The organism is Pseudomonas laurentiana (assembly GCF_014648275.1).
Taxonomy (GTDB): Bacteria; Pseudomonadota; Gammaproteobacteria; order Pseudomonadales; family Pseudomonadaceae; genus Aquipseudomonas; species Aquipseudomonas laurentiana.
On record NZ_BMQU01000008.1, the window covers coordinates 24981 to 38378 of the forward strand.

Annotated in this window: 12 protein-coding genes; 7 read left to right on the forward strand and 5 right to left on the reverse strand. The window is 59.9% G+C overall.

All coding sequences use genetic code 11. The features are described 5' to 3' along the window. Positions 1–140: 140 nt before the first annotated feature. From IE038_RS09990 to IE038_RS10005, 4 genes are all read left to right on the forward strand, one after another. Positions 141–917 carry an IclR family transcriptional regulator gene (locus IE038_RS09990; RefSeq protein ID WP_163932310.1) on the forward strand — a complete coding sequence of 259 codons (777 nt, stop codon included), beginning with the start codon at positions 141–143 and terminating at the stop codon, positions 915–917. Between the two features lie 124 nt (positions 918–1041). Continuing rightward, positions 1042–2091: a Gfo/Idh/MocA family protein gene (locus tag IE038_RS09995; protein ID WP_189395550.1), complete on the forward strand. Its 1050-nt coding sequence runs from the start codon at positions 1042–1044 to the stop codon at positions 2089–2091. 17 nt (positions 2092–2108) lie between these two features. Beyond that, positions 2109–2924 carry a sugar phosphate isomerase/epimerase family protein gene (locus IE038_RS10000; RefSeq protein ID WP_163932313.1) on the forward strand — a complete coding sequence of 272 codons (816 nt, stop codon included), beginning with the start codon at positions 2109–2111 and terminating at the stop codon, positions 2922–2924. A gap of 16 nt (positions 2925–2940) precedes the next feature. Beyond that, entirely contained in the window at positions 2941–3819 is an 879-nt protein-coding gene (locus IE038_RS10005; RefSeq protein ID WP_163932317.1) for a DMT family transporter, read from the forward strand. A gap of 6 nt (positions 3820–3825) precedes the next feature. Here IE038_RS10005 and IE038_RS10010 read toward each other — a convergent pair whose 3' ends face one another. Then, positions 3826–5166, reverse strand: a complete 1341-nt coding sequence (locus IE038_RS10010) for an MFS transporter (protein ID WP_189395551.1) — start codon at positions 5164–5166, stop codon at positions 3826–3828. A 304-nt stretch (positions 5167–5470) separates the two neighbouring features. On the opposite strand from IE038_RS10010, the gene quiC reads away from it, so the two are divergent. Together quiC and IE038_RS10020 are read left to right on the forward strand one after the other, a co-directional pair. Next, positions 5471–7378, forward strand: a complete 1908-nt coding sequence (quiC, locus tag IE038_RS10015) for a 3-dehydroshikimate dehydratase QuiC (protein WP_163932320.1) — start codon at positions 5471–5473, stop codon at positions 7376–7378. 76 nt (positions 7379–7454) lie between these two features. Beyond that, positions 7455–8123 (forward strand): TetR/AcrR family transcriptional regulator, encoded by a 669-nt coding sequence (locus tag IE038_RS10020; protein ID WP_163932323.1) that lies wholly within the window; start codon positions 7455–7457, stop codon positions 8121–8123. Positions 8124–8161: 38 nt separating this feature from the next. On the opposite strand, the gene IE038_RS10025 is transcribed toward IE038_RS10020, so the two are convergent. Both IE038_RS10025 and aroQ read right to left on the reverse strand, forming a co-directional pair. Then, on the reverse strand, positions 8162–9016 hold the full coding sequence (locus tag IE038_RS10025) for a shikimate dehydrogenase (RefSeq protein ID WP_163932326.1): 855 nt from the start codon (positions 9014–9016) through the stop codon (positions 8162–8164). After that, entirely contained in the window at positions 9013–9468 is a 456-nt protein-coding gene (gene aroQ / locus IE038_RS10030) for a type II 3-dehydroquinate dehydratase (protein WP_163932328.1), read from the reverse strand. Before aroQ ends, IE038_RS10025 begins: the two co-directional genes overlap by 4 nt. A gap of 168 nt (positions 9469–9636) precedes the next feature. On the opposite strand from aroQ, the gene IE038_RS10035 reads away from it, so the two are divergent. Next, positions 9637–10803, forward strand: coding sequence for an alkaline phosphatase family protein (locus IE038_RS10035; protein WP_163932332.1), 1167 nt, complete (start codon positions 9637–9639; stop codon positions 10801–10803). A gap of 27 nt (positions 10804–10830) precedes the next feature. On the opposite strand, the gene trmA is transcribed toward IE038_RS10035, so the two are convergent. Together trmA and IE038_RS10045 are read right to left on the reverse strand one after the other, a co-directional pair. After that, positions 10831–11916, reverse strand: a complete 1086-nt coding sequence (gene trmA / locus IE038_RS10040) for a tRNA (uridine(54)-C5)-methyltransferase TrmA (protein WP_163932337.1) — start codon at positions 11914–11916, stop codon at positions 10831–10833. Further along, a complete protein-coding gene (locus IE038_RS10045) occupies positions 11913–13208 on the reverse strand; it encodes an NCS2 family permease (protein ID WP_163932340.1) in 1296 nt (431 codons plus the stop codon). Before IE038_RS10045 ends, trmA begins: the two co-directional genes overlap by 4 nt. Positions 13209–13398: the final 190 nt, after the last annotated feature.

Here is a 13398-nt window from a genome sequence, read left to right on the forward strand (position 1 = left end):
TTTGGAACTCAATTCCATATTCTATGATTGCTGTCCGATGTCGCCAAGTGCACAGCGGACAAAATGGGCGAAGATCGAACAGTGGTTTGCGCTTTCGCCGACGCTCTTTAGAATCGGCAAAATTTTTAGGGACCGTGACCATGGCCGGCAGTCAGATTGAACGTGCGTTAAGCCTTCTCGAAAGCCTCACCAGCGCCCCGCGCGGCCTGCCAATGCAAACGCTGGCTGAGCAACTGGACATTCCCAAGAGTGCTACTCATCGCATGTTGGCCGAGCTGATGCGCCTGGGTTATGTGCGGCAGAACCCGGAAAACAATCGCTATCTGCTGAGCACCAAGCTGGTTGCGTTGGGCTTTCGTTACCTCTCCAGCGCTGGCGCTGATGTGGTCCAGCCCATCCTTGATCAATTGGCTTTGCAAACGGGTGAGCTGGTCCGTCTCGGGGTGATCGACGGTGAACGCCAGACCTGGATTGCCAAAGCCCAGGGGGCTCGCTCCGGGTTGCGCTATGACCCTGATATGGGCCGTGATGCGCCATTGTTCTACACCGCTTCCGGGCATGCCTGGCTGGCCAGCCTGAGTGATGCGCAGGCGTTGCTGCTGGTGGAGCGTCAAGGGATTGCACGGCGTGAGGACTTCGGTCCCAATGCGCCGGCGTCCAATGCCGACCTGCTTGAGCGTCTGCGTATTGCCCGTGAACACGGCTATGCCTGGGTCGTTGAAAGCTCTGCGGTCGGCACGTCGGCACTGGCGGCAGTGGTGCGTCACCCGCTGGACGGGCATGTGGTCGGGGTGCTCAGCGTCGCCGGGCCCAGCGCCCGTATGAGCGAGGCGCGCATGCACGAACTCGCCCCTGCATTGCTGGCTGCGACTGCGGAGTTGTCGGCAGCCTGTCCCGCGTCGGAGTTGTTCCTCTAGCGTTTCTGCAACGCAATAGCCAATGGCAGCCCTCAGGGTTGCCATTTTTTTTGCTTGCAAGAAAAGTGGAACTGAGTTCTAAATAAAATGCGAATAACAACAACTCACCACGAGGAGCTCAGGCGTGAATCAGCCATTGCGAATTGCCTTGATCGGGGCAGGGGTTATGGGCCGTCAGCACTATCAGCATTTACGAACACTCGACCAGGCACAGCTGTGCGCGGTGGCTGACCCGAATGAAAGCGCAGCTGAGTTCGCCGCCGAGTGCGGTGTGGGGTACTACGCCGATTACCGGAAGATGCTGGATCTCGCACGGCCTGAAGCCGTCATCGTCGCCAACCCGAACGCGCTGCATGTGAGCACGGCACTCGATTGCCTGGCGGCAGGGGTGCCTGTGCTACTGGAAAAACCGGTGGGGGTGCAGGTGGAGGAGGTACGCGAACTGGTCGCGGCCTCAAAGGCTACTGGGGTGCCGGTTCTGGTTGGGCACCACCGTCGACACAATCCCCTGATTGCCCGCGCCCATGAAGTGATCACACGTGGTGCGCTGGGACGTTTGACCACCGTCACCGCACTCTGGCAGTTGCGCAAGCCAGACAGTTACTTCGATATCCCGTGGCGTCGCGAGGCTGGCGCGGGGATGTTGTTGACCAACTTGATCCATGACCTCGATCTACTGCGTTACTTGTGTGGCGAGGTTCGCCAAGTGCAGGCAGTTACCAGCAATGCAGTACGTGGTTTCGGCAACGAGGACTGCGCCGCGGTGTTGCTCCAGTTTGATAACGGCGCACTGGGCAGCCTGACCGGTTCTGACGCAGTGGCTGCGCCCTGGAGTTGGGAGCTCGACAGTGGCGAAAACCCGATCTACCCGCGCCAGGCCGATCAACCTTGTTATCTGTTGGCAGGTACCGCCGGTGCCTTGAGCATTCCTCAGCTCAAGCGTTGGCACTACGCCGAAGCCGGGGAGGGCTGGCATCAACCACTGCAGCAGGTGCAGGAGTCGTTCGCTGCCGATGAGGCCCTGCGCCTGCAACTGCAGCACTTTATCCAGGTTGCCCGTGGCCAGGCTCAGCCGCTGGTCAGTGCGGCTGATGCAGGGCGGACGCTGGCCCTGATCGAAGCCATCCGCGAGGCAGCGCGTACTGGCCGCGCCTGTGCCCCTGTCTGTCTTTAAGCCTTGAAGGAGTCATCATGAATCAACGTGTTATGTCGCTGGCCGCCTTGACGGTGCTGGAGTTGTCGCCGGTGCAGATGGTTGAAGTGGCCGCCCGGGCCGGTTATAGCCATGTTGGCCTACGCTTGGAGCCCGCCACCCCAGAAGAGCACCATTTCCCCTTGGTGCATGATGCCGAGCTGCGTCGTCAGACCGCTGCACGTCTGCGCGACACCGGTATCAAGGTGCTGGATGTGGAAATCCTGCGGCTCAAACCCGATACCCGTGTCGCGGACTTCGAAACCCTGCTGAGCGTCGGTGCCGAGTTGGGTGCCACGGAACTGCTGGTGGCCGGTAACGATCCCGATGAGCAGCGCCAGACCGATAACTTCGCAGCCCTGTGTGACCTTGCCGCGCGCTATGGCTTGCACCCTCATCTGGAGTTCATGCCGTGGACTGACGCGAAGAACCTTACCCAGGCACGGCGTATTGTCGAGAACGCTGGGCGCGACAATGGTTGTGTGCTGATTGACGCTTTCCACTTCGACCGCTCGGGGTCGTCACTGGAGGAACTGCGCCAACTGCCGCGTTCACGCATGCGCTACGCCCAGTTGTGCGACGTGGCGGGACCTCGCCCTGACGATATGGCTGAAATCCTGCGTCAGGCGCGTAACGAACGACGTTTTCCGGGCGATGGCGATTGTGATCTGCAAGGGCTGTTGCGCTGTTTGCCCAGTGACCTGCCGCTGAGCCTTGAGATCCCTACACGGCAGTTGCTTGAGCAAGGCGTCAGTGCTCTGGAGCGCGCAACGCTGGCGTTGGAAAAGACCCTTCAGGTGTTGAACCTCCGTTGATCTGTGAGCATTGTTGATGACCCGTCCCACTGCGTTAGGTGATGTCACTCAGCCGTTGAAAGGCATTGTGCTGGTTGTGGTGGCGACGTTTCTGTTTGCCAGCCACGATGCCTTGTCGAAGTACTTGTCAGGGTTTTACCCGGTGCTTTGGGTTGTCTGGGCGCGCTATCTGGTTCACACCGTGTTGATGATGGCCATTTTCCTGCCGCAGTCGGGGCTGCGCCTGTTGCGTACGCGTCGACCGGCGCTACAGGCGCTGCGGGCGCTGTGTCTGCTGGCGACCAGCCTGCTGTTCACCACTGCGTTGCAGTTCATCCCGTTAGCGGAAGCGACGGCGGTGAACTTCCTGGCACCTTTGCTGGTGACGGCACTGTCTGTGCCGTTGCTGGGGGAGCGCGTGTCCCGAGGGCAATGGCTGGCCGTTCTGGTCAGCTTTGTCGGGGTGTTGGTGATCGTTCATCCGGGAGGAAATCTGTTTACGCCGGCGGTGTTGTTACCCTTTGGTTCGGCGCTGTGTTTTTGCTTCTATCAGTTGCTGACGCGCAAACTCAGTGAAGTCGACAGCCCTACTGCCAGTAATTTCTTTACCGGTGTAGTGAACACGTTGGTGATGAGTGCGTTGGTGCCTTTCTTTTGGCACACGCCCGCATGGGGGCACGCTGCGCTGGCCGTGGTGCTGGGCGCATTCGGAATGGTTGCGCACCTGTTCCTGACCCAGGCGTTCAGGCAGGCAGCGCCGGCCATGCTGGCTCCGTTCAGCTACTGCCAGGTGGTGTTTGCGGGGGTGTTGGGGTTTGTTCTGTTCGGACACAGCCCGGACAAGGCCGGGCTGGTGGGGATTGCGCTGATATGCCTGAGCGGGCTCTGCGCTGCGTGGTTGCAGCGCAAGCCTTAGATGCCCTTAGTCAGTAACGGTAGGGATCTTGCGGGGTGCCATGAAGTACATCCACAGCAAGGCGCAGAAGTACATGGCGGGGATCATGGTGAACAGTACGGTGTAGTTGTTGTGGGTGACGGTCAGAACATAGCCCACCAACTGCGTCATGAACATGCCGCCGATGGCTGCACACATGCCGCCGAAGCCGAACACTGTGCTCATCATGTGCTTCGGCGTGTAGTCCATCACCAGGCTCCAGATGTTGGCAGTCCAGGCCTGGTGTGCGGCGATGGCCAGGGAAATGGCCAGGACCGCGACCCACAGGCTGCTGGCACCCGCGGCAAAGATCACGCTGACAATGGTGCCGGCGAACAGCAGCATCGAGAGCAGCCGTGCCTTGATGGGGGCCATGCCGCGACCAATCAGGAACGAAGACAGGATCCCGCCACCGACACTGCCGAAGTCGGCGCTCAGGTAAATCACGATCAACGGGATACCCATTTGGGTCACGTTGATGCCCAGGCTGTACTGCTGATTGAGGAACGGTGGCAGCCAGTACAGATAGAACCAGAACACTGGCGCGGTCAGTGAGTAGGCCAGGGCAAAGGCCCAGGTGCCACGCATGCGCAGGACGCGAGAGAACGGCACACGTGCTTGTTCAGGCTCGGCTTCGTTCTGGATGTAGTCCAGCTCGGCCTTGGTGACCGTCGGGTGGTTTTCCGGGTTGAAGTATTTCAGGGCCCAGAACGTTACCCAGATCAGCCCGAGCATGGACATTGCAATGAATGCAGCCTGCCAGCCCCAGACGCTCAGAATCAGCGGCAGCAGCATAGGCGTGAGCATTGCGCCCACGTTGGTGCCGGCATTGAAGATGCCGGTAGCGACGGCGCGCTCGCCCGCCGGGAACCACAGGCGTGTGGTCTTGACGCAGGCCGGGTAGTTGGCCGCCTCGGTCAGGCCGAGGATGAACCGGCAGACCATGAAGCCGACGGCAGAGGTCGCCAGGCCATGTGCACCTGTCGCGATACTCCAGAGGAGCACGGCGCAGAAGAACACACGCTTGACGCCGACCCGGTCAATCAGCCGTCCTTGCAGGACGAAACCGATGGCGTAGCCAACCTGGAACCAGAAGTTGATGTTGGCGTAGTCCATCGCTGTCCAGCTCATTTCCTTGGCCAGGATGGGCTGCATGACACCGAGGGCGGCGCGGTCGATGTAGTTCAGTGTGGTGGCGAAGAACACGAGGGCGAGCATGTACCAGCGGGTCTTGCCCACGGTCATGGCGCCGCGAATCTTGTCGCCGATACCAGCATGCGGAGTGTTGCCCAGAGGCTGGGCCGAACGGGAGCTTTGTGTGTGGATCATTGTGGGTTACCCGTATTTTTATGTTTATGGTCAAGCCAGGGTATTGGGTGACGCAATGCGGCGGTCGCCGAAGTACTCGGCGGTCGATTGATTGGCAGTGGTCGAGAAGCTTTTGGCTTTTTGAGCACGACTGCCCCGTGACGAAATGGTGCGCCACTGCCCGAAAATGGGTCAATTCGTCGAATGCTAATTTGTTCGATAATCGAACACAAAACTAACCAGTTCGTACCTTTTGTGTTGAGCTGCTAAAGTGGGTTGCCAATAATTCGTTCATTGCGCCATGCCTGCCTATCGGAGCCAGAAAATGCAGCGTTCGATTGCCACCGTATCCTTGAGCGGTACCCTGCCAGAAAAACTTGAAGCGATCGCCGCCGCCGGTTTCGATGGCGTCGAAATATTCGAAAATGACCTGCTCTACTACGCTGGCAGCCCTCGTGAAATCCGTCAGCGATGCGCTGATTTGGGGCTTGCTATCACGCTGTTCCAGCCGTTTCGGGACTTCGAAGGCTGTCGCCGTGACCGTCTGGCACGCAACCTGGACCGGGCCGAACGCAAGTTCGACTTGATGCAGGAATTGGGCACTGACCTGGTGCTGGTTTGCAGCAACGTTGCCAGTGACTCGTTGGGCGAACGCCAGATACTGGTTGACGACCTGCGGCTGTTGGCTGAACGGGCTGGTGCCCGTGGCCTGCGCATTGGCTATGAGGCGCTGGCATGGGGCCGTCATGTCAACACCTGGGAGCAGGTCTGGGATATCGTCAGGGAGGCCGATCATGCCAGCCTGGGGATGATTCTCGACAGTTTCCATACCTTGTCGCTCAAGGGCGACCCACGGGGTATTGCGCAGGTGCCGGGCGACAAGATCTTCTTCGTGCAGATGGCCGATGCGCCGATCCTGGCCATGGATGTGCTGGAGTGGAGCCGTCATTTCCGTTGCTTCCCTGGGCAGGGGGAGTTTGACTTGCCGGGGTTCCTTGCACCGATTCTTTCGACAGGTTATCGCGGCCCGCTGTCGCTGGAGATCTTCAACGATGGCTTCCGGGCGGCTCCGCCACGGGCCAATGCGGCCGATGGCTTGCGTTCGCTGTTGTACCTGGAAGAGAAAACGCGGCTGTTGCTTGAGGCTTCTGATCCATTGCCGGACGACAACCTGCTGTTCAAGCCACCAGCGGCCAGTGCCTACGATGGCATCGAGTTTCTTGAGTTCGCGGTGGATGACGCACTGGGCGCCAAACTCTCGCATTGGTTGGAGCGCCTCGGGTTTACCAAGGCAGGTGAGCACCGCTCGAAGAATGTCAGCCTGCTGCGTCAAGGTGATATCAACCTGATCCTCAACGCCGAGCCTTACTCCTTTGCGCACAACTTCTTTGAGAGCCACGGGCCTTCGCTTTGCGCGACGGCGATTCGGGTAAAAGACAGTACGCAAGCACTGGCGCGGGCCGTGGCGTACCACGGGCAGCCTTATCGCGGGCTGGTAGGCCCTAACGAACGCGAGTTGGCTGCCGTGCGTGCGCCTGATGGCAGCCTGATCTATCTGGTCGACCAGGATGCCGAAGGGCGGACCATCTACGACACCGATTTCAGTCTGGTACAGCAACCTGCCACGTCTCTGGGCCTGACGCGTATCGATCACATGGCCCTGGCGCTGCCGGCCGATGGCCTGGACAGTTGGGCGTTGTTTTACAAGAGCCTGCTGGACTTCAGCGCCGATGATGAAGTGGTGCTGCCCGACCCCTACGGTCTGGTCAAGAGCCGTGCGCTGCGCAGCCGTTGCAGTTCGATCCGCTTGCCCTTGAACATCTCGGAGAACCGCAATACGGCGATCTCCCATGCACTGTCGCATTACCGTGGTTCGGGCGTGCATCACATTGCATTTGACTGCGATGACATTTTTGCAGCGGTGAAGCAGGCCAAGGAGGCCGGTGTTGCCCTGCTCGACATCCCGCTCAACTATTACGACGATCTGGCTGCACGTTTTGACTTTGATGACGAGTTCCTCAGTGAACTGGCCTATTACAACGTGCTGTACGACCGTGATGCCCAGGGCGGCGAGCTGTTTCACGTGTACACCCAGCCATTTGAGGAGCGCTTCTTCTTTGAAGTGCTGCAGCGACGCAACGGATACAGTGGCTACGGTGCCGCCAACGTAGCGGTGCGTTTGGCGGCGATGGCCAAGGCACGCAGCGGCAGCCAGGCACAAGTTAAACTATAGGGGAACAGGCTTCGACTTCCTTCTCAGGCATGCGGGCCTCATAATCACGATGTTCACAGATGGCCATGAGTCCCGTATGACGACAACCCCAGCACTTTGCTCCACGCCTATCGAGGTCGCGCGCAAAAGCCGCAAGAACAACCCTGAAAAGACGCGGGAGAGCATTCTTCAGGCGGCAATCTGCGAGTTTGTCCAGCAGGGGCTCGCAGGGGCCAGGGTCGACGCGATTGCCGAGCGCACGCACACCTCGAAGCGCATGATTTACTACTACTTCAGCAGCAAGGAGCAGTTGTACATCGAGGTGCTGGAGAAACTCTACGGCGACATTCGCAGCACGGAGAGCAGTTTGCACCTGGCGGAGCTGGAGCCTCGTCAGGGCATTCGTCGGTTGGTCGAGTTCACCTTCGATCACCACGACCGCAATGTCGATTTTGTGCGTATCGTTTGTAACGAAAACATGCACCACGGTGACTACGTCAAACGCTCATCGGCCATTAGTTCGATGAACAAGACGGTGCTGATGGCGCTGGATGAGATTCTGCGCCGCGGTGCTGCCGAAGGGCTTTTCCGCCAAGGCCTGGAAGCCCTCGACGTGCATTTGCTGATCAGTTCGTTCTGTTTCTATCGGGTCTCGAACCGACATACGTTCGGTGAGATTTTCCAGGTCGATTTCGAGGACAGCGCGGTGAAGGCGCGCCACCGTGAAATGATTTGCGAGTCAGTGCTGCGCTACCTGCAGGCATGAGGCCAGGCGCCGCTGCCGGTTGGCAGCGGCTACGGTAATCAGTTCTGAAAGCTGCTGAAGTGCTCGATCATCCGCTGGGCATCGGCCGGTACATCGCTGAACAATTCAAACGCCTTGACCGCCTGGAATACGGCCATCGTACCGCCATTGAGTGTCTGGCAACCCAGTGCCCGGGCTTCGCGAAGTAACTCGGTCTCCAGTGGGAAGTACACGATTTCAGCCACCCACAGGTTGCTGCGCAGCAGCGCCTTGGGTACTGGCATGCCTGGCAGTTTGGCCATGCCCATCGGCGTGGTGTTGACCAGGCCGTCGGCCTCGGCCATCGCCGCTTCCAGGTCATGTCCGACACGGGCGGGAGCTCCAGCGAAATGCTGGTTGAGGTTATCCACCAGCGCCTGGGCTCGGGCGATCTCCACATCGAAGATGACCAGTTGGGCGACGCCTTCACCCAGCAACGCATGGGCCACTGCGGCGCCAGCGCCCCCAGCACCCATCTGGACGACCTGCCGGCGCGGCACATCAGCGAGGCCGCGGCGGAATCCTTCGGCAAAGCCCAGGCAGTCGGTGTTGTGACCGATGCGTTTGCCATCCTTGAGTAGCACGGTGTTGACCGCGCCGATGCCACGCGCTTCTGGCGACAGTTCGTCGAGTAACGGCAAGATAGCCTGTTTGCACGGGAAGGTGATGTTCAGCCCGGTGAAGCCCATGCGCTCGGCGGCTGTCAGCAACTCTTCCAGAGCGCTACTGTCGAGCTTCAGGACGTCGAGGTCGATCAAGCGATAGAGGTAGTTCAGGCCTTGTGCGGCCCCTTCATGCTCATGCAGGGCAGGGGTGCGTGAAGCCTGGATGCCGGCACCGATCAGGCCGGCGAGGACGCTGGGTCTACGGGTCATGCCGATTGCTCCTGAGTCGATAGCCATTGAGCGAGATGCTCCAGGGCCAGGCGATAGCCGTTGATGCCAAAACCGCAGAGCACGGCAAGGGCAATGGAGGAGACATAGCTGTGATGGCGGAACGACTCACGGGCGTGCACGTTGGAAATGTGTACTTCGATAACCGGAAGCTCAACCGCTACCAGGGCATCGCGGATGGCGACTGACGTGTGAGTCCAGGCCGCCGGGTTGATCACGATGGCCGCATATCGACCACGGGCCTGATGAATCCAGTCGAGCAATTCACCTTCATGGTTGGTTTGGCGAAAATCGACTTCCAGCCCTAGCTGGGCTGCACTGCGGCTGCACAGGGCGGATACATCAGCCAGGGTTTCGCGGCCATAGGTAGCCGGTTCTCGGGTACCTAACAGGTTGAGGTTGGGACCATTGAGGACCAGGACGGTACGACTCATCGGTGGGCTCCGTTGTTGTTCTTGAGTAAGGAATACGCTGCCTCGAGCAAATTGTACTAACTGGTTAATTTGGTCAATTGGCGAGACCGTGATGAGCGCTTTTTCTGTTCGCTGATCGAACAGGCTGTGCTAAACCTGTTGTTTAACAACGTGACCATGGAGGGAAATATGGCGGTGCAGTGGGAAGAGAAAACAGCACTGGAGGCGACCTGGCCGGGTCTTGCTCACCTCACCCAGTCGGTTCTGGCGTCGCTGGGCGGGAGGGGATTCAACAATACCTTCAAGTTGGACGCTGCCCGGGCAACCTGCCTGCTGCTGATCGACGGCCTGGGTTGGCGCCTGTTGCACGAGTATGCGCATCGCGCGCCGTTTCTTTCCGCGTTGATGCGCCCTGACGGGTGTTTTCGCGTCGGTTTTCCTGCGACTACCGCAACCAGCCTGGCTTCAATTACTTCGGGCTTGGCCAGCGGTGCCCACGGAATCGTGGGTTGCAGTTTTGCCTTGGACGCTCAGACGGCGCTTTCACCGCTGACCTGGAGCAGTTCAGCGCTGCTGGGCGAGGGGGCGTGCAGCCCTGTGCCTGCGCCCGAGGATTTCATCGTCCCGCGCATGGCGTGGTCAAAGGCGGCTGAGCAGGGGATCGCTATCAGTACACTGATGCTTGGGCGCTACGCCACATCGGACTTTTCCAGAGCGATCTACCGTGCGGGCGAGATACTTCCAGCAGCGGCATACGAAGCCTACCCTGCATTAGTGCGCAGGGCCCTTGGGGTCGAACAACCCGCCTTGTGTTTCGCCTATTTTGGCGACCTGGATTTTGCTGGCCACGTCTACGGACCCGGCTCGGAGCCTTGGCTCAAACAGTTGGACATTGCCGACCAGTTGGCCCAGTCGATCGCCCTGTACCTGCCTGCCGGTGCCGATCTGAAAATCATTGCGGACCACGGCATGGTCCGATTGGACGACGGGCTAGTGGTCGACTTCGATGGCGATGCAACCCTTCAGCAAGGCGTACATGCCATGGCGGGTGATATCCGCGCCCGGCATGTCTATGTGATGGAGCATCAATTGGATCGTGTGCTGGCGCGTTGGCAGAATCGCCTCGGCGATGCCTATACAGTGTTGAGCAAGGCCCAGGCAATCAAGCAGAGCCTGTTCGGCGATGTGGTACTGAGCGGGGCGGAGGCCCGCATTGGCGATCTGATCGTGATCCCCCGTGGGCATGGCGGGATCATTCGCAGTCAGGTTGAGAGGCACGCCAGCCAGTGGTTAGGTCACCATGGCGGTCTGGCCGACGAGGATCAATGGGTGCCCTTGTTGCAGTACACCCCCTGACCCTCTTGCCATCAGGATGACCGTCGATCAGCGTCGAACCAGCAGCACCCCGCTTTCCATGTGGTGGGTATAGGGGAACTGGTCGAACAATGCACAGCGCTCGATACGGTGCGTGTCGTGCAACTGGGCGATGTTGGCCGCGAGGGTTTCCGGGTTGCAGGAGATGTACAGGATGTTGTCGAAACGTCGTGTCAGCTCACAGGTGTCCGGATCCATGCCCGCACGCGGTGGATCGACGAAGACGCTGCCAAACTGGTAGCTCTTCAGATCGATACCTTCCAGGCGGCGGAAGGGGCGTACTTCATTGAGCGCCTCGGTCAGCTCTTCGGCGGACAGGCGCACCAGGCGTACGTTGTCCACGGCGTTGTCATCGAGGTTGTGCAGGGCGGCATTGACTGACGTCTTGCTGATCTCGGTGGCCAACACCTTGCGAACACGGGTAGCCAGCGGCAAGGTGAAGTTACCGTTACCGCAGTACAACTCCAGCAAGTCGTCCTGGCGCTCACCCAGCGCGTCATAGGCCCAGTTGAGCATCTTCTGGTTGACCGTGCCGTTGGGTTGGGTGAAAGCGCCTTCGGGCTGGCGGTAGCGGAAGCTGCGTCCGGCCACCTGCAGCTCTTCGACGGCGTAGTCGCGGCCGATCACTACACGCTTGCCCTTGGAGCGGCCGATGATGCTTGCATTCAGGTCATTGGCCAGTTGTTGCGCTGCGGCCTCCCAGTGCTCGTCCAATGGACGGTGGTAGCACAGGGTAATCATCGCATCACCGGCCAAGGTGGTGAGGAACTCCACCTGGAACAGTTTGAAACTCAAGGCCGAGCTGGCTTGCCAGGCAGCTTTGAGCTTTGGCATCAGTTCGTTGATGCGCTGGCTGGCGATCGGGAAGTCTTCGATCAGAATCGGCGTGTGCTTTTCGCCGGGGGCGAACATGGCATAGAAGCGCTGTTCGTTTTCACGCCAGAGGCGGAACTCGGCACGCAGGCGGTAGTGCTCGCGCGGTGAGTCGAAGACCGCGGGTTCCGGTGCCGCGAAAGGCGCCAGCAGCTCACGCAGGCGAGCGACCTTGGCGTCGAGTTGTTGGCTGTAAGATGCAGGATCGAGGACAGCACTCATGCGTTGAACCAGCCTAGTTTGATGACGAACAGGATCGAGAGAACCACCAGTGCCGAATTGACCTCGCGGCCACGGCCAGAGATCAACTTGATGACTGTCCAGGAAATGAAACCAAAGGCGATGCCGTTGGCAATCGAGTAGGTCAGTGGCATCGCCAGGGCCGTAATGACCACGGGTGCGGCTTCAGTGATGTCGTCCCAGTTTATTTCGGCCAGGCCCGACGCCATCAGCACGGCGACGAACAGCAGCGCGGGTGCCGTGGCATAGGCAGGCACGCTGCCGGCCAACGGTGCAAAGAACAGCGCCAGCAGGAACAGCACGGCGACCACGACTGCTGTCAGGCCGGTACGTCCACCGGCGCTTACGCCCGCGGCTGACTCAATGTAGCTGGTGGTGGTCGAGGTGCCCAGCAGCGAACCGGCCATGGCTGCCGTGCTGTCGGCGATCAGGGCGCGGCCCATCTTCGGCATATGACCGTCCTTGCCCATCAGTCCCGCACGTTTGGCAACGCCAATCAGGGTGCCCGAGTTGTCGAACAGGTCGACGAACAGGAAGGCAAAGATCACGCTGATCAGGCCAACGTCCAGGGCGCCCTTGATGTCCAGTTGCAGGAAGGTTGGGGCCAGCGACGGCGGCATCGACATCAGCCCGCCGAACTCGCTGAAGCCCAGCGTGATGGACGCCAGGGTTACGGCGAGAATGCCGATCAGCACGGCGCCACGTACCTTCAGCGCCTCCAGTGCGACGATCAGGAAGAAGCCCAGGGTAGCGAGTATTGGTGCCGGTTTCTTGAGGTCGCCCAAGCCGACCACGGTCGCCTGGTGAGCGACCACGATGCCAGCGTTGTGCAGGGCGATCAGGGCCAGGAACAGGCCGATACCCGCGGCAATGGCCGAACGCAGTGGCAGCGGGATACTGTTGACGATCCATTCGCGGATACGAAAGATCGACAGCAGGAAGAACAATACGGCGGAAATGAATACGGCACCCAGTGCGACTTGCCAGGTGTGCCCCATGTTCAGGACGACGGTGTAGGTGAAGAAGGCGTTCAGGCCCATCCCTGGTGCGAGCGCAATCGGGTAGTTGGCAATCACGCCCATCACGGTCGAACCGATGGCGGCGGCCAGGCACGTTGCGACGAAAACAGCGCCTTTGTCCATGCCGGTTTCGCCGAGGATGCTCGGGTTGACGAACAGAATGTAGGCCATTGCCAGGAACGTGGTGACGCCCGCCAGAATCTCGGTGCGCACGTTGGTGTCGTGTGCTTTTAGTTGAAACAGCCTTTCCAGCATGCCTGCTCCCGTGGCGCGCGCCGGCGCCGTGAATGATCGACCCATCAAGCAAAGCACAGACCATACCGGGAGGCCGTGGATTTTCCTTGGGTCGGAAAAAAGCCGCGCATCATACCAGCATGATCGACGAGGAGTAATGCAGATACGCCCATCTTTGCTGCCAGCAGGGTACCGGCAAGATGGTGGCATG